Annotated in this window: 21 protein-coding genes; 3 read left to right on the top strand and 18 right to left on the bottom strand. The window is 71.7% G+C overall.

Annotation, left to right across the window (positions count from 1 at the left end):
• Positions 1 to 170: 170 nt before the first annotated feature.
• The 4 genes from nrdF to nrdH form a co-directional block, all read right to left on the bottom strand.
• Positions 171 to 1,151 (bottom strand): class 1b ribonucleoside-diphosphate reductase subunit beta, encoded by a 981-nt coding sequence (gene nrdF, locus NF338_RS05480; protein ID WP_047232915.1) that lies wholly within the window; start codon positions 1,149 to 1,151, stop codon positions 171 to 173.
• Positions 1,152 to 1,288: 137 nt separating this feature from the next.
• Positions 1,289 to 3,475, bottom strand: a complete 2,187-nt coding sequence (nrdE, locus tag NF338_RS05485) for a class 1b ribonucleoside-diphosphate reductase subunit alpha (RefSeq protein WP_412846172.1) — start codon at positions 3,473 to 3,475, stop codon at positions 1,289 to 1,291.
• Entirely contained in the window at positions 3,445 to 3,876 is a 432-nt protein-coding gene (gene nrdI, locus NF338_RS05490; RefSeq protein WP_021480850.1) for a class Ib ribonucleoside-diphosphate reductase assembly flavoprotein NrdI, read from the bottom strand. The genes nrdE and nrdI overlap by 31 nt, the downstream gene beginning before the upstream one ends.
• Before the next feature lie 81 nt (positions 3,877 to 3,957).
• Positions 3,958 to 4,203, bottom strand: a complete 246-nt coding sequence (gene nrdH / locus NF338_RS05495) for a glutaredoxin-like protein NrdH (RefSeq protein ID WP_264029869.1) — start codon at positions 4,201 to 4,203, stop codon at positions 3,958 to 3,960.
• A gap of 724 nt (positions 4,204 to 4,927) precedes the next feature.
• Between nrdH and NF338_RS05500 the strand changes: the two genes are divergently transcribed.
• Together NF338_RS05500 and NF338_RS05505 are read left to right on the top strand one after the other, a co-directional pair.
• Entirely contained in the window at positions 4,928 to 6,412 is a 1,485-nt protein-coding gene (locus tag NF338_RS05500; protein ID WP_264029870.1) for an APC family permease, read from the top strand.
• Positions 6,409 to 6,855, top strand: coding sequence for a hypothetical protein (locus tag NF338_RS05505; RefSeq protein WP_087469504.1), 447 nt, complete (start codon positions 6,409 to 6,411; stop codon positions 6,853 to 6,855). Before NF338_RS05500 ends, NF338_RS05505 begins: the two co-directional genes overlap by 4 nt.
• Positions 6,856 to 6,895: 40 nt before the next feature.
• Here the strand turns inward: NF338_RS05505 and NF338_RS05510 are convergent, their stop codons facing one another.
• The 11 genes from NF338_RS05510 to NF338_RS05560 form a co-directional block, all read right to left on the bottom strand.
• Entirely contained in the window at positions 6,896 to 8,398 is a 1,503-nt protein-coding gene (locus tag NF338_RS05510) for an MFS transporter (protein WP_264029871.1), read from the bottom strand.
• A gap of 139 nt (positions 8,399 to 8,537) precedes the next feature.
• On the bottom strand, positions 8,538 to 10,022 hold the full coding sequence (locus NF338_RS05515) for a GH1 family beta-glucosidase (RefSeq protein WP_264029872.1): 1,485 nt from the start codon (positions 10,020 to 10,022) through the stop codon (positions 8,538 to 8,540).
• A gap of 159 nt (positions 10,023 to 10,181) precedes the next feature.
• Entirely contained in the window at positions 10,182 to 12,479 is a 2,298-nt protein-coding gene (gene yicI / locus NF338_RS05520; RefSeq protein WP_264029873.1) for an alpha-xylosidase, read from the bottom strand.
• Positions 12,480 to 12,582: 103 nt separating this feature from the next.
• Positions 12,583 to 13,512: a carbohydrate ABC transporter permease gene (locus tag NF338_RS05525; protein ID WP_264029874.1), complete on the bottom strand. Its 930-nt coding sequence runs from the start codon at positions 13,510 to 13,512 to the stop codon at positions 12,583 to 12,585.
• On the bottom strand, positions 13,512 to 14,501 hold the full coding sequence (locus NF338_RS05530; protein ID WP_412846177.1) for a carbohydrate ABC transporter permease: 990 nt from the start codon (positions 14,499 to 14,501) through the stop codon (positions 13,512 to 13,514). The genes NF338_RS05525 and NF338_RS05530 overlap by 1 nt, the downstream gene beginning before the upstream one ends.
• A gap of 94 nt (positions 14,502 to 14,595) precedes the next feature.
• Positions 14,596 to 15,897, bottom strand: a complete 1,302-nt coding sequence (locus tag NF338_RS05535; protein WP_264029875.1) for an ABC transporter substrate-binding protein — start codon at positions 15,895 to 15,897, stop codon at positions 14,596 to 14,598.
• 71 nt (positions 15,898 to 15,968) lie between these two features.
• On the bottom strand, positions 15,969 to 17,024 hold the full coding sequence (locus NF338_RS05540) for a LacI family DNA-binding transcriptional regulator (RefSeq protein ID WP_264029876.1): 1,056 nt from the start codon (positions 17,022 to 17,024) through the stop codon (positions 15,969 to 15,971).
• 300 nt (positions 17,025 to 17,324) lie between these two features.
• Complete coding sequence (locus tag NF338_RS05545) at positions 17,325 to 18,605, bottom strand: N-acetylglucosamine-6-phosphate deacetylase (RefSeq protein WP_264029877.1); 1,281 nt, start codon at positions 18,603 to 18,605, stop codon at positions 17,325 to 17,327.
• A gap of 80 nt (positions 18,606 to 18,685) precedes the next feature.
• A complete protein-coding gene (locus NF338_RS05550) occupies positions 18,686 to 19,207 on the bottom strand; it encodes a DUF1990 family protein (RefSeq protein WP_264029878.1) in 522 nt (173 codons plus the stop codon).
• The gene (locus NF338_RS05555) at positions 19,204 to 20,247 is read right to left on the bottom strand and encodes a YndJ family protein (RefSeq protein WP_264029879.1); all 1,044 of its coding nucleotides are present in this window, start codon (positions 20,245 to 20,247) and stop codon (positions 19,204 to 19,206) included. Before NF338_RS05555 ends, NF338_RS05550 begins: the two co-directional genes overlap by 4 nt.
• The gene (locus NF338_RS05560; protein ID WP_264029880.1) at positions 20,244 to 20,975 is read right to left on the bottom strand and encodes a TetR/AcrR family transcriptional regulator; all 732 of its coding nucleotides are present in this window, start codon (positions 20,973 to 20,975) and stop codon (positions 20,244 to 20,246) included. Before NF338_RS05560 ends, NF338_RS05555 begins: the two co-directional genes overlap by 4 nt.
• A gap of 185 nt (positions 20,976 to 21,160) precedes the next feature.
• Here NF338_RS05560 and NF338_RS05565 point away from each other — a divergent pair, with 185 nt between their 5' ends.
• Positions 21,161 to 24,541 (top strand): MGH1-like glycoside hydrolase domain-containing protein, encoded by a 3,381-nt coding sequence (locus tag NF338_RS05565; protein WP_264029881.1) that lies wholly within the window; start codon positions 21,161 to 21,163, stop codon positions 24,539 to 24,541.
• A gap of 123 nt (positions 24,542 to 24,664) precedes the next feature.
• Here the strand turns inward: NF338_RS05565 and nucS are convergent, their stop codons facing one another.
• The 3 genes from nucS to NF338_RS05580 form a co-directional block, all read right to left on the bottom strand.
• Positions 24,665 to 25,360, bottom strand: coding sequence for an endonuclease NucS (gene nucS, locus NF338_RS05570; RefSeq protein WP_264029882.1), 696 nt, complete (start codon positions 25,358 to 25,360; stop codon positions 24,665 to 24,667).
• A 64-nt stretch (positions 25,361 to 25,424) separates the two neighbouring features.
• Entirely contained in the window at positions 25,425 to 25,841 is a 417-nt protein-coding gene (locus NF338_RS05575) for a DUF2550 domain-containing protein (protein WP_047232904.1), read from the bottom strand.
• Positions 25,842 to 25,854: 13 nt separating this feature from the next.
• On the bottom strand, positions 25,855 to 26,121 hold the full coding sequence (locus NF338_RS05580) for a F0F1 ATP synthase subunit epsilon (protein WP_087469516.1): 267 nt from the start codon (positions 26,119 to 26,121) through the stop codon (positions 25,855 to 25,857).
• Positions 26,122 to 26,129: the final 8 nt, after the last annotated feature.

The following is a 26,129-nucleotide window of genomic DNA, read 5'->3' on the forward strand; positions in this document are numbered from 1 at the left end:
GGCCGCGGCCGGGACGCCACGACGCACCCCGCCGCCGCGGCAGGTCGCGGCCTGTGCGGGGCCCGTACAGGGTCCGTACGGGGTCCAGACGCCGAAGGGCCCGGCACCGCAGGTAGCTGCGGTGCCGGGCCCGGTCGTCGCCTCGTGGCGCGGGTTCCTGGAGACGTGTCTCAGAAGTCCCAGTCGTCGTCCTCGGTGTTCACGGCCTTGCCGATGACGTACGACGAACCCGACCCGGAGAAGAAGTCGTGGTTCTCGTCGGCGTTGGGCGACAGGGCCGAGAGGATCGCCGGGTTGACGTCGGTCTCGTCCTTGGGGAAGAGCGCCTCGTAGCCGAGGTTCATGAGCGCCTTGTTGGCGTTGTACCGCAGGAACTTCTTGACGTCCTCGGTGAGGCCGACGCCGTCGTAGAGGTCCTCCGTGTACTGCACCTCGTTGTCGTAGAGCTCGAAGAGCAGCTCGAACGTGTACGCCTTGAGCTCGTCGCGCTCCTCCGGAGAGAGCTTCTCGAGGCCCTTCTGGAACTTGTAGCCGATGTAGTACCCGTGCACGGCCTCGTCGCGGATGATGAGGCGGATGAGGTCGGCCGTGTTCGTGAGCTTGGCGCGCGACGACCAGTACATCGGCAGGTAGAAGCCGGAGTAGAAGAGGAAGGACTCGAGCAGCGTGCTCGCGACCTTGCGCTTGAGCGGCGAGTCGCCCTTGTAGTACTCCATGACGATCTCGGCCTTGCGCTGGAGGTTCGGGTTCTCCTCCGACCAGCGGAACGCGTCGTCGATCTCGCGCGTCGAGCACAGCGTCGAGAAGATCGACGAGTAGCTCTTGGCGTGCACCGACTCCATGAACGCGATGTTGGTGTACACCGCCTCCTCGTGCGGCGTGATCGCGTCGGGGATGAGCGACACCGCACCGACCGTGCCCTGGATCGTGTCGAGCAGCGTGAGACCCGTGAACACGCGCATCGTGAGCTGCTGCTCCTCGGCGGTGAGCGTGTGCCACGACTGGATGTCGTTCGACACCGGCACCTTCTCCGGCAGCCAGAAGTTCCCGACGAGGCGGTCCCACACCTCGAGGTCCTTCTCGTCCTCGAGACGGTTCCAGTTGATCGCGCTCACGCGATCGATGAGCTTGAGCTTCCCCGTGGGCGACATCTGCCTTCTTCTCTCCTGCTGACCCCGGACCGACCGGGACGACTTCGTGGGACCGGACCCTGCGCCGTCGGCCACGCCTCTCCGGGACGTGGCCGACGGCGTCGGGCATCGAGGCAACCGATGGTTGCCTCAGGCGACTACAGCATGCAGCTGACGCAACCCTCGACCTCCGTGCCCTCCAGGGCCATCTGGCGGAGGCGGATGTAGTAGAGCGTCTTGATGCCCTTGCGCCACGCGTAGATCTGCGCGCGGTTGACGTCGCGCGTCGTGACCGTGTCCTTGAAGAACAGCGTGAGGCTCAGGCCCTGGTCGACGTGCTGCGTCGCGGCGGCGTACGTGTCGATGATCTTCTCGTAGCCGATCTCGTACGCGTCCTCGTAGTACTCGAGGTTGTCGTTCGTCAGGTAGGGCGCCGGGTAGTAGACGCGCCCGATCTTGCCCTCCTTGCGGATCTCGATCTTCGACGGCACCGGGTGGATCGAGGACGTCGAGTTGTTGATGTAGGAGATCGAGCCGGTCGGCGGGACGGCCTGGAGGTTCTGGTTGTAGATCCCGTGCTCCATGACCGAGGCCTTGAGCGCCTTCCAGTCGTCCTGCGTCGGCACGTGCACACCGGCGTCGGCGAAGAGCTGGCGCACGCGCTCCGTCTCGGGCTCCCACACCTGGTCCGTGTACTTGTCGAAGTACTCGCCGCTCGCGTACTTCGAGTCCTCGAACCCGCCGAACGCACGCCCGCGCTCGATCGCGAGGCGGTTCGACGCCGCGATCGCGTGGTAGGCGACCGTGTAGAAGTAGATGTTGGTGAAGTCGACGCCCTCGGTGGACCCGTAGTGGATGCGCTCGCGCGCGAGGTAGCCGTGGAGGTTCATCTGGCCGAGGCCGATCGCGTGGCCCGCCTCGTTCGCCCGCTTGATCGACGGGACCGACTCGATGCTCGTCTGGTCCGAGACCGCGGTGAGCGCGCGGATCGCGGTGTCGATCGTCTTGGCGAAGTCCGGCGAGTCCATCGTCTTCGCGATGTTCAGCGAGCCGAGGTTGCAGGAGATGTCGCGGCCCACGTGGTCGTACGAGAGGTCCTCGTTGAACGTCGACGGCGTCGAGACCTGGAGGATCTCCGAGCACAGGTTCGAGTGGGTGATGCGACCCTTGATCGGGTTCGCCTTGTTCACCGTGTCCTCGAACATGATGTACGGGTAGCCGGACTCGAACTGGAGCTCGGCGATCGTCTGGAAGAAGTCGCGCGCCTTGATCTTCGTCTTGCGGATGCGCGAGTCGTCGACCATCTCGTCGTACTTCTCCGTGACCGAGATGTCGGCGAACGGCTTGCCGTAGACGCGCTCGACGTCGTACGGCGAGAAGAGGTACATGTCCTCGTTCTTCTTGGCGAGCTCGAACGTGATGTCCGGGATCACGACGCCGAGCGACAGCGTCTTGATGCGGATCTTCTCGTCCGCGTTCTCGCGCTTGGTGTCGAGGAACCGCAGGATGTCCGGGTGGTGCGCGTGCAGGTACACGGCGCCGGCGCCCTGGCGCGCGCCGAGCTGGTTCGCGTAGGAGAACGAGTCCTCGAGCAGCTTCATCACGGGGATGACGCCGGACGACTGGTTCTCGATGTGCTTGATGGGCGCGCCGTGCTCGCGGATGTTCGACAGGAGCAGGGCGACGCCGCCGCCGCGCTTGGAGAGCTGCAGCGCGGAGTTGATGCCGCGCGCGATGGACTCCATGTTGTCCTCGATGCGCAGCAGGAAGCAGGACACGGGCTCGCCGCGCTGCGCCTTGCCGACGTTGAGGAACGTCGGGGTCGCGGGCTGGAAGCGGCCCGAGATGACCTCCTCGACGATGTCGAGCGCGGCCTGCTCGTTCCCGTCCGCGAGGCCGAGCGCGACCATGCACACTCGGTCCTCGAAGCGCTCCAGGTACCGCTTCCCGTCGAACGTCTTGAGCGTGTACGACGTGTAGTACTTGAACGCGCCGAGGAACGTCTCGAACCGGAACTTCTTGGCGTACGCGAACTCGAAGAGGGACTTCACGAACGCGCGGTCGTACTTCGCGAGGACGGCCGGGTCGTAGTACTTGTTCTCGACGAGGTAGTCGAGCTTCTCCTGCAGGTCGTGGAAGAAGACGGTGTTCTGGTTGACGTGCTGGAGGAAGTACGCGCGCGCGGCCTCGCGGTCCTTGTCGAACTGGATCTCGCCGTTCGGGCCGTAGAGGTTCAGCATCGCGTTGAGCGCGTGGTAGTCGAGCTGGGTGCTGGCCAGCGGCACCTCGGTGACCGTGCCACCGCCTGCCACGCTCACGCCGGAATCCGTGACTGTCGTTGCCAAAATCGTCCCAATCCGTCGCGGACGCGCGCGGCGTCCTCGGCTGTTCCCAGGAGTTCGAAGGCGTACAGGTAGGGCACCTGGCACTTCGCGGAGATGATGTCGCCGGCGATGCAGTAGGCCTCGCCGAAGTTGGTGTTGCCCGCGGCGATGACGCCACGGATCAACGACCGGTTGTGCACGTCGTTGAGGAACTTCACGACCTGGCGCGGGACGGCACCGCCCTCGTTGCCGCCCCCGTAGGTCGGGACCATGAGCACGTACGGCTCCTCGACGCGCAGGAAGCCCTCGGTCGGACGCAGCGGGATGCGCTGGACGTCCATGCCGAGGGCCGGCAGGTCGAGCCGCTGGACGAACCGGTGCGTGTTCTCGCTGACGCTGGAGAAGTACACGAGCGACCCCACGGGGACGCACCTCCGTCCTGCCCTGCTCCGCCTGCTTCCGTACGAGTTCCGGGGCGCCTCACGGCGCCCCGGGGAGGCCGGTCAGGCGACGACCGGCGAGACCTTCTGCGTGAGCGCGTTGATCTGGTCGGGCCGGAACCCGGACCAGTGCTCGTCACCCGCGACGACCACGGGCGCCTGCAGGTAGCCGAGCCCGCGCACGAGCTCGAGCGCCTCGGCGTCCTGGCTGATGTCCACGACGGAGTACTCGATGCCCTTCTTGTCGAGAGCGCGGTACGTCGCGTCGCACTGAACGCAAGCCGGCTTGCTGTAGACCGTGACGCTCATGGGGTGGCTCCTCGTCTCTCGCGCTCTGCCCGGGATCGGTCCTCGGGGAGGGAGAAACATCTCTGACCTCGAAGGACACCGGTGGAACTACGTCTGTGTGATTCGCCAGAAGGCCTCCGGCCCCCTGGGTGTGCAACCACTATACCTAGTGGTCGAGACCGCGCCACCGCACTAGATGTCGTGGTCGAACTTCACCCATCGGCGTGTGCTAGGAGCCATGGACCCATGCTCCCACCACCCTCTGACACGCCTCGGGAGGGCGTCGTCCACAGCCCGTCGTCCACCGCCCGGAGGTGTCCGGAACGGCTCGTTCCCGCGCCCCGGGACACACCGTCCACAGGGTGGGGACGACGTCGGTCCACACCCTGTGCGCCCTGCCGACGCACCCTCGGGACGCCTCTCCGCCGGCGCGCGGAAGGGCCCGAGCCCCACGGCAAAGGCGGACAATACAGACACGGAAGCCGGTGAAGTCGTCGGCGTGTCGCGCCCCCGGCGTGTCGTACGCCATGTCGGACGTCCTGTCGGACGTACTCCGCGTCCGTTCGCCCGGCTTGCCGCGTTCGCCACGTTCGCCGTGCTCGCACGTCACCCGGAGCAGGTGATCCGCCCGCCGAAGCGCGCGGTGCACGATCGGCTCGTCGGACGTCCACGACTGCGCCGAGGAGGCGGTCGAGATGCACCCAGAGCACGGAACTCAAGCCCGCAGCGCCGCGGGGCGCGCAGGATGAGCGCGGCCGACGCGGCCGCCGAGGGGCCGGCCGTCCCGGCCACGACCGCGCGCGCCCGCGCCGCGGTCCCGGCGAGCAGCTACATCTCGTGGATCGCCCTCGCGATGATGACGACGAGCTCCGTCGCGAGCCTGCGCGCCGCGCCCACGATGGCCGTCTACGGCCTGGCGTGCGTCTTCCTCTACCTCCTGCCGGCCGTCGTCTTCCTGCTCCCGACGTCGCTGGTCTCGGCAGAGCTGGCCTCGGGGTGGAGCGGCGGCGTCTACAAGTGGGTCTCCGAGGGCATCTCGAAGCCGATGGGCTTCCTCGCCGTGTGGTGCCAGTTCGCGATGACGATCTTCTACTACCCGAGCCTGCTCGGGTTCGTCGCGAGCACCCTCGCCTACGTGATCAACCCGAGCCTCGCGAGCAGCGGGGTGTGGACGGCGATCGTCATCGTGGTCGTCTACTGGTCCGGCGTGTGGGTCTCCTCGCGCGGCACCAAGGGCGTCGCGGGGCTCGCGAGCGGCGGGCTCATCATCGGCACGCTCATCCCGGGCGTGATCCTCGTGACGCTCGGCGTCGTGTTCCTCGGGCAGGGCAACGCGTCCGCCGCACCGATGGACGCGGAGCACCTGCTCCCCGCGTGGGCCGGGCTGTCGAGCCTCGTGCTCATCGTCAACAACTTCCTGTCGTACTCCGGCATGGAGATGAACGCCGTGCACGTCGGCTCGCTGCGCAACCCCGCGCGCGAGTTCCCGCGCTCGATCTTCCTCGCCATGGGCATGGTCCTGCTGATCTTCATCCTGCCCGCGCTCGCGATCAGCTGGGTCGTCCCGGCCGAGCAGCTCTCGCTGACCGCCGGCATCATGCAGGCCTTCGACGCCGTGTTCGCCTACTTCGGCTCGCAGTGGCTCACCCCGATCATCGGGATCATGCTCGTCACGGCGTCCGTCGCCGGCATGCTCACGTGGCTGGCGGGCCCGTCCAAGGGGCTCCTGCTCATCTCGCGCCAGGAGGGCTACCTCCCGCCGTTCCTCCAGAAGCTCAACAAGAACGGCGTCCAGCAGAACATCCTCGTCACGCAGGGCGTCGTCACCACGGTGATCGCGCTGGGCTACGCGCTCATCCCGAGCGTGTCGAGCGCGTACTGGATCTTCTCGGTGATCACCACGCAGGTGTACCTGATCATGTACCTCCTTATGTTCGTCGCCGCCGTCCGCCTGCGCCGCCAGCAGCCCGACCACGCGCGCGGGTACCGCGCGCCTCTGCTCGGCGCGCTGTGCGGGGTCGGCTTCGTCGCGTCGCTCGCCGCGCTGCTGGTCGGGTTCATCCCGCCGTCGCAGTTCGGGTCGGGCAGCCCCGGCTCGTACCTCGTCATCGTCGCCGGCGGGGCCCTCGGCCTGGGCCTCCTGGTGCCGTACCTGTTCTACCGGTTGCGCAAGCCGTCGTGGAGGCTCCCGGACGCGACGACGCAGGAGAAGGAGGCGAGCGCACCATGAGCGAGGTCACGGAGCGGCAGCCGCGCCGCGAGCGCCGGACCATCTACGTCGTCGCGGCCGTCGTGGTCGTCGCGCTCGTCGTCGTCGCGCTGCTCGTCCGCGGCGAGCGGCAGACGACGACGGAGGCCGAGCAGAAGGCGGAGCAGCTCCTCACCGCGCTCGCCGCCGCGGGCGCGCCGACACCGCAGGTCGACCAGGTCGTACGGGTCCTCGGCGACGACGGCGGAGCCACGTGCGAGGACCCCGGCAGCGCGCTGAGCCGGGCGACCCTCCTGGGCCAGCTCGTCAACGGGGCCGCAGGTCCGGGCATGCGGCCCGTCGTCGCGGACAACCGCGTCGTCCAGGGACAGCTCCTCGTCATCCAGATCTACTGCCCGGACGAGCTCGCCGGGTTCCAGGACCTCGTGGACGGCCTGAAGCTCGACGACACGGTCAAGGGCTGACACGGACCGACCCGGTCCGCGGGCGAGTCGAGGGCTGCGGTCAGTCCGTCGCCCGCGCGGCGACGGGTGTGGCCGACGTCGGCAGGGTGTGCGCCACCGCCGCTGCGGCCGAGGCGGCGTCGTGCACCGTGCCGCGCTCGGCCCGGTAGCGCCGCCCCATGACGACCGCCATGACGACTCCGAGCGCGCTGGTCCCGGCCATCACCCACGAGGCCGTGCCGAGGCCGGCGGCGAGCGCGTCGGCCGTCGTGGCGCCGTCGGCGGTGCGGTCCGCGACCACGGCGGCGTAGATCGAGGCCACGACCGCCGTCGCGACGGCGGCGCCGACGTAGCGCGCCATGTTGGAGACGCCCGAGGCCGCACCGACCTCGTTCGCGGAGACGCACGCCGTGGACGCCGAGGACGCGGGGCCGTTGGACAGGCCCATGCCGACGGCGATGGCGATCAGGGGGAGGACGAAGGCGCCGTACCGCCAGTCGGCCTGGACGACGCCGATGACGCCGAACCCGACCGCGGTGAGGAGGAACCCGAGCCCCACGACCTGCCGACCGCCGATCTTCGCGGCGAACCGTGGCACGAGCGGGGCGACGATCACGAGCCCGGCTGTCGCGGGGAGCGTCGCGAGCCCCGCCTCGAGCGGGCTGAGCCCCAGCGTGGCGGGGTCCTGGAAGTAGATGCTGAGGAGGTACATGAGCCCGTTGATCGTGCCGGAGCCGATGAGGATGGCCGCGGTCGCGCCGACGAGCACGCGGTTCCGCAGGAGGGCGAGGTCGAGGAGCGGGACCGCGACCCGGCGTTCGACGACGACGAACAGCCAGCCTGCCACGACGGCGACCGCGAGGCTGCCGAGGGTCGCGAGCGAGCCCCAGCCCCAGTCGCTGCCCTTGCTCAGCGCGAGGATGAGGGGCGCGAGGGTGAGCGCGACGAGCACGGTGCCCGCGAAGTCGATCGAGCGCGAGCGGTCGGGGTCGCGGGACTCCGTCACGACGACGTACGTCAGGACGACGCAGGCCGCGGCGACGACGGCGTCGACCCAGAAGAGGCCCTGCCACCCGGTGAGGTTGACGAGCACCCCGCCGAGCAGCGGCCCCGCCGCGGCGCCGACGGCGGACGCCGCACCCCACAACGAGACCGCCCGGAGCTGGGCGTCGCCGCTGTTGGCGACGGAGAGCAGGCTCAGCCCGCACGCCACGATGGTCGCCCCGGCGGCGCCCTGCACGAACCGCCCGGCGATGACCATGCCGCCCGACGGCGCCAGCGCGATGAGCACGCACGACGCCACGAAGAGCAGGAGCCCGAGCTGGAACACCCGCTTGCGGCCGAACACGTCGCCCAGGGCTCCCGAGGTGACGATCACCGCGGCCCCGACGAGCGAGTAGCCGGTGACCGCCCACTGGAGGGTCGTCACGCTCGTGCCCGTGTCCTCGCTGATCGCGGGGAGCAGGATGCTGACCGCCGACGTGTTCGCGTTGACGACCAGCGTCGACAGGCACGCGGCGGCGAGCACCCCGCCCGTCCTGGCCTTGACCTCGACATCGCTCATGGCTGCGAGGCTAGGGAAGTTCACCCGGGTCGCGCCTCACCCCGTCCGGGCGAGACGGGAGGCCGCCCGCGCCCGACACGGTGCACGGCGAGGGCCCGCCCGGTGCGACCGGACGGGCCCTCGCGGGTGGAGCGGTGTGTCAGACGGTCTCGTCGACCGTGGGGAGCGTGTTCGACGTCGCGAGCCGGCGGTACCAGTGCGCGGAGTCCTTCCACGTGCGCTCGAGCGTGTCGTAGTCGACGCGGATGATGCCGAAGCGTCGCTCGTACCCGTAGCCCCACTCGAAGTTGTCGAGCAGGGACCACGCGAAGTAGCCGCGCACGTCGGCGCCCGCGTCGATCGCCGCCCCCACGGCGTCGACGTGGTCGTGCAGGTAGGCCACGCGGCGGTCGTCGTGCACGCGGGGGGTGCCGTCGGCATCAACGGTGACCTCGTCGTCGAACGCGGCGCCGTTCTCGGTGACCATCATCGGCTGGTCCGGGTAGGTCTTCGCGACGGACACGAGCAGCTCGGTCATGCCGGCGGGCTCGATGTTCCAGCCCATGGCGGTGTACGGGCCGGGCTGCTGGACGAACTCGACGTCCTCGACCCCGATCCACGGGCTGTGCTTCGACGCGCCGTGGCCGTCGTTCTCCGACCGCTCGCCCTCGCCGGAGAAGTGGCGTACGCGCACGGTCGAGTAGTAGTTGACGCCGAGGATCGACAGGGGCTGCCGCACCGTCTCGAGGTCGCCCGCCTGCACGAACGACCAGTCGCTCACGTGCGCGGTGTCGGCGAGCAGGTCGGCGGGGTACTCGCCGTCGAGCATGGGCGCGAGGAACGCGCGGTTGGCGAGCGCGTCGATCTTCCGCACCGCGTCGAGGTCGGCGGCCGACGACGGGTCGTCGGGCCGGATGACGTGCAGGTTGAGCGTGACGGACGTCCTCGCGTCCTCGCCGAGCTCGTCGCGGATCGCCTGGACGGCGAGGCCGTGCGCGAGGTTGAGGTGGTGCACGGCCGCGAGCGCCGCGGCCGGCTCGGTGCGGCCGGGCGCGTGCACGCCGGAGCCGTAGCCGAGGTAGGCGGAGCACCAGGGCTCGTTGAGCGTCGTCCACGTGTCGATGCGGTCGCCGAGCTCGCGCGCCATGTGGCGGGCGTACTCGGCGAAGGCGTACGCGGTGTCGCGGTTCGCCCAGCCGCCGGCGTCCTCGAGCTCCTGCGGGAGGTCCCAGTGGTAGAGCGTGACGACGGGCTTGACGCCCTTCTCGAGCAGCGCGTCGACGAGGCGCGAGTAGAACGCGACGCCCTCGGGGTTGAGCGGGCCGGTGCCGCCGGGCTGGACGCGAGACCACGAGATGGAGAACCGGTACGCGCCGAGGCCGAGGTCGGCGATGTGCTGCACGTCCTCCTGCCACCGGTGGTAGTGGTCGTCGGCGACGTCGCCCGTGTCCCCGTTGAGGGTGCGGCCCGGGGTGTGGGAGTACGTGTCCCAGATGGACGGCGTGCGGCCGTCCTCGGCGGCGGCGCCCTCGATCTGGTAGGCGGCGGTGGCGGAGCCCCAGAGGAAGTCGGTCGGGAACGTCCGGCGGCCCGACGCCGCGGGCGCGGCCTGGGCGTCGACGGGGGCGGTGGTGTCGGTGGTCACGAGGGTCCTCGCTGGTCGGTCGTCGGACGACGCGGTCCGCGACGGGTGGTCGGTGGGTGCTCGTGCGTCTCGGTGGGTGCGAGCGGGGCACGGGCCGGAGGTACAGGGGCGAGCATGTCATGGGAGCGCTTCCATGACATGCTCGCCCAGGATACGTCCTCAGCCGAGGTCGATCGTCACGCTCGTCGCGCCGTGCGCCTCGGCCGTCGCGGAGCCGGCCCGCACGGACCAGGCCGCGACGGCGTCGTCGGACGAGACGGTGAGCGTCGCGCCCGACCGGCGCACGCGGAACGTCGCCCCCGGAGCGCCGTCCGCCGGCGGGACGACCACGAGCTCGTCGTGCCCGTCGGGCAGCTCGAACGCGTGCAGCGTGACGCCGTCGGCCCAGTCGTAGTCCGGCCGGTCGGTGCGGGCACCCACCGGGAGGACCGTGCCCGGGCGCACGAGCACCGGGAGCGAGTCGAACCCGTGGGTCTCGGTGACCCAGCGCGGACCGGTGACGGTCTCGCTCAGCGCGGGGCCGCCGTCGGGCTGGACGAGACGCGTCCACGTGCCCTCCGGCACGTAGTACTCGACGCGGCCGTCCGCGCGGAACACCGGCGCGACGAGGAGCGCATCGCCCAGCAGGTACTGCGTGTCCGCGGTGTACCCGGCGCGGTCGTGCGGGAGCTCGAGCACGAGCGGTCGCATCATCGGCACGCCGTCGGTGTGCGCCTCCTCGGCCACCCGCCCGAGGTACGGCATGAGCGAGAGCTTGAGGTGCGTGAACTTGCGGGTCACGTCGACGGCCTCGTCGTCGAACGCCCACGGGACTCGGACCGACCCCGAGCCGTGCAGGCGCGAGTGCGACGACAGCAGGCCGAACGCCGTCCAGCGCTTGAACACGCCCGGGTCGGGCGTGCCCTCGAAGCCGCCCATGTCGTGGCTCCAGTAGCCGAAGCCCGACATCGACATCGACAGGCCGCCGCGCAGCGACTCGGCCATCGACGCGTACGTCGAGTCGCAGTCGCCGCCCCAGTGCACGGGGAACTGCTGGCCGCCCGCCGTCGCGGACCGCGCGAACAAGACCGCCTCGCCCTCGCCGCGCTTGCGCTCGAGCAGCCGGAAGACGGCCTCGTTGTAGAGCTGGGCGTAGTAGTTGTGCATCTTGCGCGGGTCGGACCCGTCGTGCCACGCGATGCCGTCGACGGGGATCCGCTCGCCGAAGTCGGTCTTGAAGCAGTCGACGCCCTGGTCGAGCAGGCCCTCGAGCTTGCCCACGTACCACGCGGTCGCGTCGGGGTTGGTGAAGTCCACCAGGCCCATGCCCGCCTGCCACAGGTCCCACTGCCACACGGACCCGTCCTCGCGCTTCACGAGGAAGCCCTGCTCCGCGGCCTCCGCGAAGAGGGGCGAGCGCTGCGCGACGTACGGGTTGATCCACACGCACACCTTGAGCCCGCGGTCGTGCAAGCGGCGCAGCATGCCCTCGGGGTCGGGGAACGTGCGCGGGTCCCACTCGAAGTCGACCCACTGGTACTCACGCATCCAGAAGCAGTCGAAGTGGAACACCGACAGCGGCAGGTCGCGCTCGGCCATGCCGTCGATGAACCCGTTCACCGTCTGCTCGTCGTAGCTCGTCGTGAACGACGTGGTGAGCCACAGCCCGAACGACCACGCCGGGACGCGCGCGGGGCGGCCGGTGAGCGCGGTGTACCGGCGCAGCACGTCCTTGGGGGTCGGGCCCTGGATGACCAGGTACTCCAGCGCCTGGCCCTCGACGGAGAACTGGACGCGCGTGTTCACCTCGGACGCGACCTCGAACGAGACCTTCTCCGGGTGCTCGACGAACACGCCGTAGCCCTTGGTCGTGAGGTAGAGCGGCACGGACTTGTAGGCCTGCTCGCTCGACGTGCCGCCGTCCTCGTTCCAGATGTCGACGACCTGGCCGTTCTTGACGAACGGACCGAACCGCTCCCCCAGGCCGTAGACGAGCTCGCCCGGCTCGAGCGCGAGCTGCTCGTGCGTCCAGGCGCGGCCGTCGTCGGAGGTCACGTGCCCGACGGACTTGGGCAGCGAGGACGTCAGCACCTCGCCGTCCGCCTCGAAGTCGACGCGCCAGCGGTCGCCCCGGTGCACGCGCACGGCGAGGTCCTTGGAGCGCAGGACCGCGACGTCGTCGTGCACCTCGACCTCGGGCCGGAACCCGGGCTCGTCGGCCACCTGGAACGCCGGGCCGCGGCGGACCGCGCCCTGGTGGTGCTCGACGCGCACGCGGATCACGCCGGGCGCGGGCGAGGAGTACGTCGTCGTGAGCATCGGGCGGTTGAGCGTGTCGCCACGACCGCGGATCGTCGCCGTCGGCGCGTACACGGTGAGCGTGCCGGCCGCCTCGTCCGCGCGGACGTCGTCGACCTCGACCGCGTAGAGCGGGTGCATGCCGGGCCGGACCTGCCAGTACCCGTCGGTGAACTTCATGGGTGGTGCTTCCTTCGTCGGTGCGTTCAGGAGTCTCGGTGGCCGCTCCGGGGCCTCGCCCGGGGGGGCGGGCACGGTGCGGCACGGCGTCACGCGGAGGGCGTCACTTCACGGCGCCGGCCGTGACGCCCCGGGTGAGCGTGCGCTGGAAGATGAGGAAGAAGATCAGCGCGGGGATCAGCGAGACGAGCGCGCCCGCGTTCGTCGTCGGGGCGTCCATCATCCGGTCGCCCTGGAGCGACGCGAGGGCGATGGGGATCGTCTGGGTGTCGTTGGTCGTCAGCATGACCAGCGGGATGAAGAACTCGTTCCACGTCCAGATGAAGAAGAAGATCATGAGGACGCCGAGCGTGGGCTTGACGATCGGGTAGACGACCTGCCACAGGATGCGCCAGCGGCCGGCGCCGTCGAGCTGGGCGGCCTCGAGCAGCGCGGGCGGGAACGTGCCGAGCACGGACGCGAGCAGGTACGTGCCGAACGCCGCCTGGATGACGGTGAAGATGATGATGATCGACCACTGCGAGTTCGACAGGCCGACCTTCTGCGCCATGTCGAACAGGGGGTAGATGAGCGCCTCCTGCGGCAGCATGTTGGCCACGAGGAAGAGCGTGACGATCCACAGGCGGCCCTTGATGCGGCCGACGCCGATCGCGTAGGCGCTGAGCAGCGACAGGAGCGTCCCGAACACGGCGACGAGCGCCGAGATGAAGACGGAGTTCCAGAGCTTCTGCGGGAAGTTCGTCCGCGTCCAGAAGTTCTGCACGCCCTCGAGGTAGAGCTCCTTCGGGATGCTCAGCGGGCCGTCCTGCGAGTACTCCGCCGGCGACTTGAACGCGTTGAGCACCATGATGACGAACGGCGACAGCATGAGCAGCGCGACGAGGATCGCCGCGGCGAGCACGAACCAGCGGCCGACGCCGCGGCGGTAGCGCTCGTCCTGGCGCGTGGCGCGCACGGGGCCGCGTCGGCCGGACGACGTCGTGGACCCCGCGGGCGTGGCGCCCGCGGTCGGGGTGGTGGTGACGGTGGACATCAGCGGCCCTCCTGCTCACGACGCTCGGCGCGGCTCTGCAGCGCGAGGATCACGACGGCGACGACGATGATGACGAGGGTGAGCACGGTCGCCACCGCGGCGCCGTAACCGACCTTCGACTTGTCGAAGAAGTTGAGGTACGAGTAGTAGCTCGGGACGAGCGTCGAGCTCTCGGGCCCGCCGCGCGTGAGCACGTAGATGGGGCCGAACACCTTGAGCGCGGCGACCGTGCACGTGAGCGTCACGACGAACGTCTCCGGGCGGATCTGCGGGATCGTGATCGCCCCGAAGCGGCGCCACCAGCCCGCGCCGTCGAGCTCGGCCGCCTCGTACAGCTCGGGGTCCACGCGCTGGAGCGCGGACATGAAGATGACGACGGGGTAGCCGATCTGCACCCAGATGAGCACGAGCATGACGCTCGGCAGCGCGGTCGTCGTGTCGCCGAGCCAGTTGGGCGGGTTCTCGATGCCGATCCCGCGCAGGATCACGTTGAGCGCACCGGTCTGGGAGTTGAGGATCCAGTTCCACAGCACGCCGGCGACGGCGACCGGGAGGATCTGCGGCAGGTAGTACGTGGCGCGCAGGAACGCCGCGACGCGCGGGCCGAAGCGCCGGCCGAGGTAGTCGAACAGGACGGCCGCGAGGACGAGGCCGATGAGGGTCGGCGCGACGACCATCGCGAGGATCATCGCGATCGAGTTCTGGAACGAGGTCCAGAACGCCGAGTCGTGCATGAGGTCGGCGTAGTTGCCCAGCCCGTACCAGCGCATCGGCGCCATGCCGCCGCGCCACTTGAACAGGCTGTAGTAGACGTTCATCACGAACGGGTAGCCGATCACGACGACGAACGCCACCGCGCCGGGCAGGAGGTAGGGCAGGTACGGGAGCCAGGCGGGCCGGCGACGGCGGCGGGGCGCCGCGGTCGCGCGCGACGCCTCGCGCGCGGGGCCGGGCCCGGCGTCGGGCACGGTGTCGGTGCGGGTGGTCATGACGGTCTCTTTCGCGGGAGGTCCTCGGGTGGGGGGCCGGGCCGGCCGGGGCGATCCTGGGATCCGCCCCGACCGGCCGGGCGCGTGCGTCCGCTCAGCTGTCGAGCAGGTCCGCCTTGCCGTCCACGTAGGCGGACTCGAGGCCGTCGAGCACCTCGGTCGGCGACTTCGACTGGTTGATGAGCGACTGGAGCTCGCTGACGATCACGTCGTAGTAGCCGGGCACGGGCCAGTCGGGGTAGAACGCCAGGCCGTCGTCGTCGAGGATCGCCTGGAAGTTCTCGGTGAGCTGCTGCGTGCGCTCGTCCGTGATGACGGACGCGTCACCGGCGACGGGCAGGCCGCCCTTCTCCGCGAGGATGTTCTGCACCTCGGGGCGCAGCGTGATGTCGATGAACTCCTCGGCGAGGTCGGGCGAGTCGGCGTTCGCGGGGACGACCCAGAGGTTGCCGGACGAGCCGACCTGGAGCGTGTTGCCGGGGAAGTTGAACTGGCCCCAGTCGGCGTCCATCTCCTCGACGATGCGGCCGAACCACCACGAGCCGGAGACCATCATCGGGTAGGTGCCGTTGATGAAGGAGACGCCCATGTCCTCGGCCGTGAGGGCCGCGGAGTCGGACGCGACGTAGCCGTCCTTGATCCAGGAGTCGAGCTTCTCGGTCGCCTGCGTCATCTCCGGGCCGTGGAAGTCCGGGTCGCCGTCGAAGAGCTGGTACTGGTCGACGAAGTCGCGCTCGGAGCTCGCGAGCACGAGCTCGTACCAGAGCTGGCCCATCGGGTACTCGGCGCCGGCCTCGGCGAGCGGGGTCACGCCCTGGTCCTTGAACGCCTGCATGACCGTCTCGAGCTCGTCGAGCGTCGTCGGCACCTCGAGCCCGTACTGGGCGAACATGTCCTTGTTGTAGTAGACCTGCACGAACTCGCCGTAGTTCGGGACGCCGTACCACTCGCCCGAGCCCATGAGGCCCTGGTCGTCGTAGGTCGCGGTCGTCTGGAGCGAGCCGCTGAGCTTCTCGTCCCAGCCGCGCTCGGTCGCCGCGTCGGTGAGCGGCGTCAGCAGGCCCTGCGCCGCGAGCTGGCCGGCGGTCGCGTTGCCCTTGTTGTACTCCATGACGTCGGGCACGTCGTCGCCGGTGAGCACGATCTTGGCGTTCTTCTGGATCTGCTCGAACGTCTGCTTCTCGACCACGACGTCGACGTCGGGGTTCTCCTCCTCGAAGATCTCGATCGCCTTGGCCCATGCCTGGCCCATGGCGGAGTCCTCGTTCTCGTAGTGCCAGATCGTCAGGGTCTGGTCGTCGGACCCGCCGCTGCCGCCGGAGCTCCCGCACGCCGCGAGGGCGAGTGGGAGCGCTACCACGGCAGCGACGAGCGAGATCTTCCGGGATCGCAGCATGTGCGTGTCCTCCTCATCGAGTTCCGGCGCTGGAGCCGGAGGGTGACCGGGGCCTGGCCCGGCCGGTCGGGTCAGCGAGCCTCGGGCTCGCGGTCGTCGTCGTCCGGGGACCGGCCGGCCGCGGGGGCGACGCTGCTGCCGGGTTCGAGGACGCACGGGATGAGCACGTTCGGCGTGCTCGGACGGGAGCCGTCCACGAGGGACAGCAGCTTCTGCACACCCAGGCGGCCGAGCTCGGCCCCGGGAGCGTGCATCGTGGTCAGCGGCGGGTTGCTCATCTCCCCGACGCCGGGCGACGTGACGATCGACAGGATCGACATGTCCGCGGGGATCGCGACGCCGCGCTGCTGAAGCTCGGCGACGACGCCGAACGTCGCGATCTCGTTCATGGTGACGAAGGCCGTCAGACGGGGCTCGCGATCCAGGAGCGTCGCGACGGCGTCGCGGCCCGCGCGCGGGGACTCGTCGACGCGCAGCGCGACCGGCTCGAGCCCGCGGCGACGCATCGCCGCCTCGAAGCCCTCCTCGGCGCGGAACGTCGGCGCGTAGCCGTCGTCCGCCGTCGCCTGCGAGTGGTTGACGAGCGCCACGTGCCGGTGCCTCAGGTCGACGAGGTGCTGGACCGCGTCGTCCGTCGTGCGCTCGAAGTCGATGTCCACGGACGGCCGGTCCGTCACGTCGCGCGTGCGGCCGATCATCGTGTACGGCACCCCGGCCTCGTCGAGCACGTCGACGCGGTCGTCGTCGAGCGCGACCTCCATGAGCAGGACGCCGTCCGCCATCCCCTGGCGCACGAGGTCGCGGATCTCCGGGGCCTGGGTCGTGCGGAAGGGCCACAGCACGAGGTGGTACCCGTTCTCGCGCGCCGTCTCCGCCGCGGACGAGACGAACTCGGCGACCGTGCCACCGAGGCCCTTCTCCATCGCGGGGTAGATCAGTGCGAGCACGTGGCTGCGGCGCGAGGCGAGCCCGCGGGCCATGGCGTTGGGCTGGTAGCCGAGCTCGGCCATGGCGTCCTCGATCCGGCGACGCGTCTCGTCGGAGACGGGACGGGTCCCGGACAGCGCGTAGGACACCGTGCTCAGCGAGACCTGCGCGCGTCGCGCCACGTCCTGCATCGTCGCCATCGTCACCACTCCCCTGTGGTCCGGTCCGTCGCCTCGGCCGTCGAAGCGCTTCGTCGAAACGCATCGTCGAAGCGCTTCGCTGTTACGAGTATTGGATGAACAAATGACGAGAGTCAAGCCCGCGGAGCAAGAACGCGCTCTCCGGTTCGGGGTGCACGGCGCGACCTGCGACGACGCCGGGGCTCCGCCCGCTCCCCGAAGCGCCGAACCCGGGGTCGCTCCTCACGGGACGGGCTGGGTGAGGAGCGACCCCGGGTTCGGCGGGTGCGGTGCGGCGCGACGGGTGTCGGCGCTGGCGGGTCAGGGTGCGAGGTCGACCGGGGCGCCGGCGCTCAGGACCTCGCGGACGCGCAGGTCGGCGTCCGTGACGACGACGTCGGCGCGGCGGCCCGCGACGAGGCCCCCGCGGTCGTCGAGGCCGAGCACGCCCGCCGGGGTCCAGGAGGCGGCGCGGACCGCGTCGACCAGCGGCACGCCGGCCTCGACCGTCTCGCGCACGACGTCGAGCAGGTGGTACGTGCCGCCTGCGATGGACCCGCCCTCGGTGAGCCGCGCGACGCCGTGCGCGACGGTCACGCGCATCGGCCCGAGCTCGTAGGCGCCGTCGGCCATGCCCGCCGCGGCCATCGCGTCGGTGACGAGCGCGACGGCATCCGGCCCGGCGACGGCGCCGTCGGCACCGACGTGCGACCCCACGAGCTCGACGACGCTACGGATCGTGCCGTGCGCGAGGTGCGTGCCGTCGGCCACGAGCTCGACGACCAGCTCGCCGCGCGCGGCCGCCGCGAGGCACGCCGCGATGGGGCCGGGCTCACGGTGGTGCAGAGGGCGCATGCCGTTGAACAGGTGGGTCGCGGTGAGCCGCGCGCCGGGCCGACCGGCGGCCGCGAGCGCCGCGACGCCGGCCGCGATCGCCGCCTCGGTCTGCTCGGTGCTCGCGTCGGTGTGCCCGATCGACGGGAGCGCCCCGACCTCGACGAGCGTCTCGATCACTCCCCCGGCGCCGACGACGCCCGGCACCTCGGGCGCGACCGTCATGGTCCGCAGGTACCCGCGCGCCGCGCCCGCGATCGCGCGCACGAGCTCCGGGTCGCCCTCGAGCATGTCGTGCGGGTTCTGCGCGCCGCACCGCACCTCGGAGAGGAACGGGCCCTCGAGGTGGATGCCGACGATCTCGCCCGCGTCGGCGAGGTCCGCGAGGTTCGCGGTGCGCTCGAGCAGGACGTCGCGCGGCGCGGTGACGAGCGACGCGACGAGGCTCGTCGTGCCGTGGTGCAGGTGCTCGCGCGCGGCGACTCGCGCCTCGTCGACGCTCGTCGCGTCCGGGAAGCTCGACCCGCCGCCGCCGTGGTCGTGGACGTCGACGAGGCCCGGGAGCAGCGTCGCGCCGTCGCCCGCAGGCAGGTTGGCGTCGTAGCCGGCGTCCGCGGCCTGCGCGCGGGTCCCGACCCACGCGACGAGCCCGTCCTGCAGGGCCACGACGCCGTCGTCGAGCACTCCCGTCGGGGTGACGACGCGACCCACGAGGACTCGCGCGGTGCCGGGCTGCTGGTCGGGACGAGGGCTGCGGGCGTCGGTCATGGGCCCATTCTGGCGCACTTCGTACACCTGGCGTGCAAACTCGTGCGGCCGTGGACGCGCGGGGGTCGGGAGGCGAGACGTCAGTGGTCGCGCGCGGCGAGGAGCCGCTTCGCGCCGCGGCCGAGGTGCAGGGCGAAGAGCCGCTGGAACGTCGGCACCGCGAACGCGAGCGGACGCACCCACCACAGCACCGGGCGGCTGAACACGTCGATGCTCCACCACAGGTCGCCCGCGTCGTCGCGCTCGATGGCGAAGCGCTCCTCGCCCACGAACGCGTGCCCGGGCAGGGTGCCGTACCCGAACGCGACCCGGTGTCCGGACCGCTCGACCCACACGATCTCGCACGGCTCGTGCAGCCGCAGCCGCCCGACGCCGAGCAGCGTGGTCACGCGCGCACCGGGCTCGGCGACCGGAGCCTCGGTCTCGAGCCGCACGCGCGCCTCGGCGTGGACGCGCCACGTGAGGAGCTGCTCGCCGAGCCACGCGAGGTCGTCGGGCGTGCGCGGCCGGTCGGTGAGCCGCCGGCGCACGTGCAGGTGCCGGTACCCCGCGGGCCAGGTGTCGGTGCGGGTCGCGCCGACCTCCGGGTACGTGAACGTCATGCCGCACTCCCCTCCGGGGCCCGTGCGGGCCCGCGTCTCGTCTCTCGTCCCGCGCCGTCCGGCTCCGCGTCCCCCGCCTCACCCGAGGCGGTCGGCCGGGCCGCGAGGACCCGCAGCCCGAGGAACGTGCACAGCACGAAGCCGAGCGCGTTCGCGACGCCGTGCGTCGCCGCCATGACGTCGAGGCTCGGGTGCGCGAACCCGAGCGCCTCGCCCGCGGCCCACCAGAGCGCGAGCAGCATCGACAGCCCGACGACGACCGCACCCGTACCGAGCAGGGCGCGGGCGCCCGCGGCACTCCCCGTGCCCACGGAACCCGCGGGGTGCGCACCCTCAGCCGGGTGCGCATCGTCCGGGCCGGCGCCGCCGACCAGGCGGGCCGGACCGGTGGGCCGCGCGAGCGAGCGGACCGCCGCGGCCGCGGTCGCCCACAGGGCGAGCGTGAGCACCCCGGCGCCGACGAGCTCGGCCACGTCGCCGACGAAGTAGCCGACGAGGACGAGCACCGTCCCGACCGGTACGCCCCACGCGCCGACGACGGCGAGCCGGTCGGCGACCGCGAGGCGCGCGACCGTGCCCGCGACGAGTGCCGCGCCGAACCCGGCGTAGAGCATGTGCGGGACCGTGAGCGCGAGATACGTCCCGGAGAACCCGAGGAGCCCCCACCCGGCACGCTCGGCGACCAGCGCGCTCGCGCCGACCGCCGGCATGACCAGCGCGGTCGCGGTCGCCGCGCGCGAGGCGAGACCTGCCGCGGCGACCCGCCCGTCGCGCAGGTCGCGCACCGTGCGGACCGCCAGACGCGCGCCGGCGCCGGCGAGCACGACGGTCGCCGCCGCGAAGACGAGCGCGAGGAGGACGGACGCGGTGCCGTGCGGCAGGACGAGGCTCGCCGACCCGGCGACCCCCGCGAGGGGCCACGCCGCGCTGCGCGGGGCGGGGACGACGTCGGGCCCCAGGAGGCGGAGGCCGAGCGGCAGGACCACGACCATGCCGAGGACGACCAGCCCCGAGACGAGGGCCGCGCCGGCGGGGCTCACGCGCCCGCCTCCGGCCCGCCCGCGCGCTCGCGGGCGACGTCCTCCGGGACCGACGCCCCGGGCACGCCGGGGTGGACCGCGCGGACGAGGCGCAGGGCGTCGTCGACCACGCCGCGCGCGACGGGCAGCCGCGCGAGCCGGACGAGGCTGGCGACGAGCGAGGCTCCGCCGTCGACGAGCCGGCGGGTGCGCGCGAACCCGGGCGAGGTGTCGTGCACCCAGTAGAGCGTGATGCCGAGCTGCGCGAGCCACAGCAGCTCGGGGAGCTGGGCGCGCAGCCGCTCGGGGACGCGGGTCGACGTCCCGGCGACGACCTCCTCGAAGAGAGCGCGGGAGAGGTCACGCGAGCCCGTGGACGCGGCGGAGAACGGGCTCGCGTCCGAGCCCGGGCGGATCGCGACGGACACGAACTCGCCGCCGAACGCGTGGAAGGGAGCGAACGCGTCGACCGACGCCCCCCAGACGCCGCGCAGCCGGTCGGCGAGCGAGCCGCCCGCGGCGAGCACGGGTGCGGCGCGCTCGGCGTGCTCGCGCTGCACCTCGAGGTAGAGCTCCTGGACGAGCGCGTCCTTGGACGGGAAGTGGTAGTAGGCGTTCCCGGTGCTCACGCCCGCCTCGGCGGCGACGGCGCGCATGGTCGTGCGCTCGTACCCGACGTCGCGCAGCATCCGGACCGCGACGTCGCGCAGGTGGGCGCGCGTGCGCTCGGACTTCGGTGTCGTGCTCATGCGACGCCGCTGTTTTTGAACATGTTCAAAAACTACCACGGCGAGCATCCGGTCGGCACGAGGGAGCCCACCTCCGGCGCCTGTTGTTTTCTGTTCGCTCTTGTGGGAATCTGTGGCCGACAGCGCAGTCACGTTCCCGTGCCCTGGACCACGGGGGACCCGCTCTTCGACGACGAAGGACACGCATGCGACGACCACGCTCGACGGGCGCCCTGGCGCTCGCCTCCGGCCTCCTGGCCCTCGCCCTCGCGGCCCCGGCGGTCGCGGCGACGCCGCCGACCCCCGCGGCCGCGCCGGCCACCTCCCCGGCGGCAGCGACCGACGACCCGACGACGCCGCTCGACCGGCCCGAGGTCGGGCCCGGGACGTCCTTCGTCGACGTCCGCGAGAAGCTCGACGGCTACGCCGACCCCGACTGGTACGCGGCCAACGTCCCGGTCGTCGACCTCCCCGACGCGGACGCCGAGGCGGTCTACTACTACCGCTGGCGCGTGCTCAAGGAGCACCTGCGCTACACCGAGCCCGGCACGGGCTGGGTGCTCACGGAGTTCCTCGACTGCTGCGGCTACGCCGCGCCGTACCAGGCCATCAACGCCGCGGCGGGCCACCAGCTCGCCGAGGGCCGCTGGCTGCGCGACCAGCGCTACCTCGACGACTACGAGGACTACTGGCTCACCGGCCCAGGCCAGATCGAGCCCGCGCAGAACCCCGAGGCGGCCGACTGGGCGCACCAGTACTCGTTCTGGGCCGTGTCCGCGATCGTCGAGCGCGCGAAGGTCACCGGGAACCTCGACCGCCTGCGCGCGCTCCAGCCCGAGCTGGAGACCTTCGTCGAGGACTGGGGGAACCAGTTCGACGCCGACCTCGGGCTCTACTGGCAGACGCCCGAGTACGACGCCAAGGAGAGCTCGCCCGCGTCGTACGCGACCGACCGCGACTACGCGGGTCGCCACACGTTCCGGCCGTCGATCAACGCCTACCTCTACGGCGACATGCTCGCGCTCGCCGAGGTCGCGACGCTCAACGGCGACGAGGAGACCGCGACGGAGTACCGCGACCGCGCCGCGGCGCTGCGCGAGGCCGTGGACGCCTACCTCTGGGACGACGAGCGCGACTTCTTCTACGACGTCGTGGACTGGGAGAACCCGGACCACGAGCGGCTGCGCGACCGGCTCGACGTCGGGTTCGTGCCGTGGAAGTTCGGCCTCGCCTCGCCGGAGCAGGCGGTCGCCCTCGACCAGCTCCTCGACCCGCAGGGGTTCGCGGCGCCGTACGGCCCGACGGTGACCGAGCGCCGCTCCCCCGACTTCTGGCGCTCGTCCGACCAGGGCTGCTGCAAGTGGGACGGGCCGTCGTGGCCGTTCTCGACGTCGCTCACGCTCGACGGCGTCGCGACCGCGCTGCGTGACGACGCCGCGGGCGACCTCACGCGCGCGGACTACCTCGACCTGTTCGACACCTACGTGCGCACGCAGTTCCGCGACGGCGAGCCGTACGTCGCCGAGGCGCACCACCCCGACGAGGACCGCTGGATCTACGACGGGAACAACCACTCCGAGGACTACCTGCACTCCAGCTACGTGGACCTCGTGCTCCAGGACCTCCTCGGCCTCCAGCCGCAGTCCGACGACTCGCTCGTGCTCGACCCGCTCGTGCCCGCCGACTGGGACTGGTTCGCCGCGGAGAACGTGCCATACCACGGGCGCAACGTCACGGTCCTGTTCGACCGTGACGGCTCGCGCTACGGGGCCGGCGCGGGCCTGCGCGTCTACGTCGACGGCGAGCAGGTGCTGCAGGCCGACGCCGACGCGGTCGCCGAGGGTGCCGACCCGGTCGAGGTGCCGGTGCCGAGCGGCGACCCGCAGCGCCTCCCCCACGCGGTCAACACGTCGGCGAACCCGCTCCGGAACGCCTACCCGCGCCCCGTCGCGTCGTACACGTGGCGGTACGACGACGCGTGGCGGGTCCTCGACGGCAAGGTCTGGTACGACGAGTTGCCGCAGAACACGCGCTGGTCGAACTACTCCTCGCCCAACGCGCGCGACTGGGTCGGCGTCGAGTTCGCCGAGCCGACGACGATCGGCGACGTCCGCTTCCACGGCTACCAGGACGCCGACGCCGTCCAGCCCGCCGCCGGCTACGAGCTCGAGTACTGGGACGGCGCGGCCTGGCAGGTCGTCCCCGACCAGACGCGCGTGCCCGAGCAGCCCGTCGGCAACGGCCTCAACCGCATCACGTTCCCGCCGCTCGAGACGACGAGCTACCGCATCACGTTCGACGCCGCGCCCGGCAAGTCGGTCGGCGTGACCGAGCTCGAGTCGTGGAGCCCCGTGTCACGGGCCGTCTCCGCGCGCGTCGAGGCCGCGGAGCCCGCCGTCGGGCGTTCCTCCCGCGTGGACGTGACCGTGTCGGCGCGCGCGGACGCCGTGACGGGCGTGGAGGTCGCGCCCGAGCTCCCGGCCGGCTGGACCGCCGTCGCCGTGGGCGAGGCGGGCCCGCTCGACCTCGGGGCGTGGGACCGCGCGACCCGCTCGTGGGACGTCACGCCCGGGCCCGACGCCGTCCCCGGCAGCGAGGCGCGGATCGGCGCCGTCGCGCGCTGGGCCGGGTCGAGCACCCCCGAGGAGGCACGCGCGACCACGACCGCCCGGCTCGCGTTCGACCCCTCCTGGTACGACGACGTCGTGCTGCACGACGACTTCGACACCGACACGACCGCGGACTGGACGACGCTGCGGCCCTCCGGCGAGGCGCTGCCCGCCCTCGCGGCCGGGGACGGGACGCTCGCCGCGACCGGCGACGCGCGCTACTGGGGGCTGTACGGGCACCGCACGGCCCGCGCGACGTCGTCGTCCGTGGTCGTCGCGGAGATCGGCGCGTTCTCCGGCGCGGGGACGCAGGAGGACTCGCTGTTCCTCGGCCTCGCGGCAGCGGACCGCACCTACGCGCTCGCGTGGTTCAACCACACGAACGTCGCGTCCGGCCTCGACTACGTCGGGGGCGCGGACGGGTCGTCGCCGTACTTCGGCATCCGGGGCTACGGCCCCGGCGACCGGATCGCGCTCCAGGTGAACGGCGCGCGCGTCGACGTGTTCGCCGAGGAGGACGGCGAATGGACGTGGTACGGCGGCACGACGACCGGCGGCGCGCTCGACACGTCCGACCCGGACGTGCTCGCCGGGCTCCTGCCGACGATCGGCTTCCGGGCCGACCGCGGCACCGTGAGCATCGCGTCGTTCGAGGTACGCTCCCGGTCCGTCGGGACACCCGCGCCGCAGGTCGACGTCGCCGCCGTCCCGCGCTGCCTCGCCGGCACGGCGTACGTCGCGGTCCGGGCGGCGTACGTCGGCACGGGCGGCGCCGGGGCGGGCGACCCGGTGGACGTCGAGCTCGTGACGCCGTTCGGTTCGCGCACGGCCACGGGCGTCGCCCCGGGCACCAACGCCTACCAGTCGTTCTCCGCCCGCGCCGCGTCGCTCGCGGCGGGCACGGCGACCGTCCGGGTGACCGACGCCGCGGGGACGGTCACCGAGCACGCGGCCCCGTTCCCGGCGACCACGTGCTGATCGGTCGGCCGAGCCCACGGCCCTGACTCCACGACCAGGCGGTCGTGGCCCGTCCCCGCTGCGGGACAGGCCACGACCGCCTGGTCGTGCGGGTCGGCGGCTCTCGCGCGAGAAGGCCGCGCGTCAGAAGAGGCGGGAGTCCACGTCGTCGACGCCGCGCATCGCGTCGTAGTCGAGCACGAGGCAGCCGATCCCCCGGTCCGTCGCGAGCACGCGCGCCTGGGGCTTGATCTCCTGCGCGGCGAACACGCCGCGCACGGGTGCCAGGAGCGGGTCCCGGTTGAGCAGCTCGAGGTAGCGCGTGAGCTGCTCGACCCCGTCGATGTCGCCCCGGCGCTTGATCTCGACGGCGACCGTCGCGCCGCTCGCGTCCTTGGCGAGGATGTCCACCGGACCGATCGCGGTCGGGTACTCCCGGCGGACGAGCGTGTGGCCGGACCCGAGCAGCTCGATCTGCGCGGCGAGCATCTCCTGCAGGTGCGCCTCGACGCCGTCCTTGACCAGCCCCGGGTCGATGCCGAGCTCGTGAGAGCTGTCGTGGTGGACCTCGTGGAGCTCGATCTCGAGGCGGTCGTCGCTCTTCGCGTGCTGTACCGCCCAGACCTCGGTCACGCCGCGCTCGCGCGCCTCCTCGGACGGCTCGCGGACCGCGAGCGAGCACGGCGGGCTCATCCAGTTGAGGGGCTTGTACGAGCCGCCGTCGGAGTGCAGCAGCACGCTCCCGTCGGCCTTGACGATGAGCACGCGCGTCGCGAGCGGCAGGTGCGCCGAGAGACGGCCGGTGTAGCGGGCGGAGCAGCGGGCGACGACGAGACGCACGGGGCAGGTCCTCCGGGTCGGTGGTGGGCGGTCCGGGACGTGGCGTCAGCCCCCGGGCGACGCCTCAGACGACGACGTCGCGCCGGCCGGGGGGCGCGGCCTCCAGCCACGAGGCGAGCCCCTCGTACGCGGCGCGCGACATCGTGAGCTCGAAGTCCTGGCCGTGGTAGCGGCACCGGACGAGGTAGGTGTCGGGGCCGTCGCCGACGAACGGCTCGCGGCCCGCGATGACGAGGTCGTAGCGCGACCACGTCCGGGCGGGGCGGATCGACACCGACCACAGCCGCCACCAGTCGATGCGGCCGACGCCGTAGTGCGCGATGCCCGCGACCCAGGGCGCGCCGGCCGCGCCCGCGCGCCGCGCGCCGCACTCGAACGAGCCGACGCGGTGCGACAGGGCGCGCAGACGCCACGCCCCCAGCCCGATCGCGAGAAGGACGAGGACGAGCAGTCCGATCGCGAGCCAGGCCAGGGGCGTCATGGTCGTGCGAGGGTCAGCGGGCCGGTACGGACTCGACCGAGTCCGCGACGATCGTGACCTGGTTGGAGTCGACGGAGAGGAACCCTCCGCTGACGTGCACGTCGAGGGTCTCGCCCTCGGCGACGATGCGCACCGAGCCCTCGCGCAGCACGGAGAGCAGGGGCGAGTGGTCCGCGAGGATGCCGATCTCACCGTCTGCCGCAGGGGCCGTGACCCGCTGCGCGCGGCCTGACCAGATCTTGCGGTCCGCCGCCACGAGGTCGACGTTCAGCTGTGCCACGGGAACTC

This window comes from Cellulosimicrobium sp. SH8 (genome assembly GCF_025818875.1).
GTDB classification, from domain to species: Bacteria; Actinomycetota; Actinomycetes; order Actinomycetales; family Cellulomonadaceae; genus Cellulosimicrobium; species Cellulosimicrobium cellulans_D.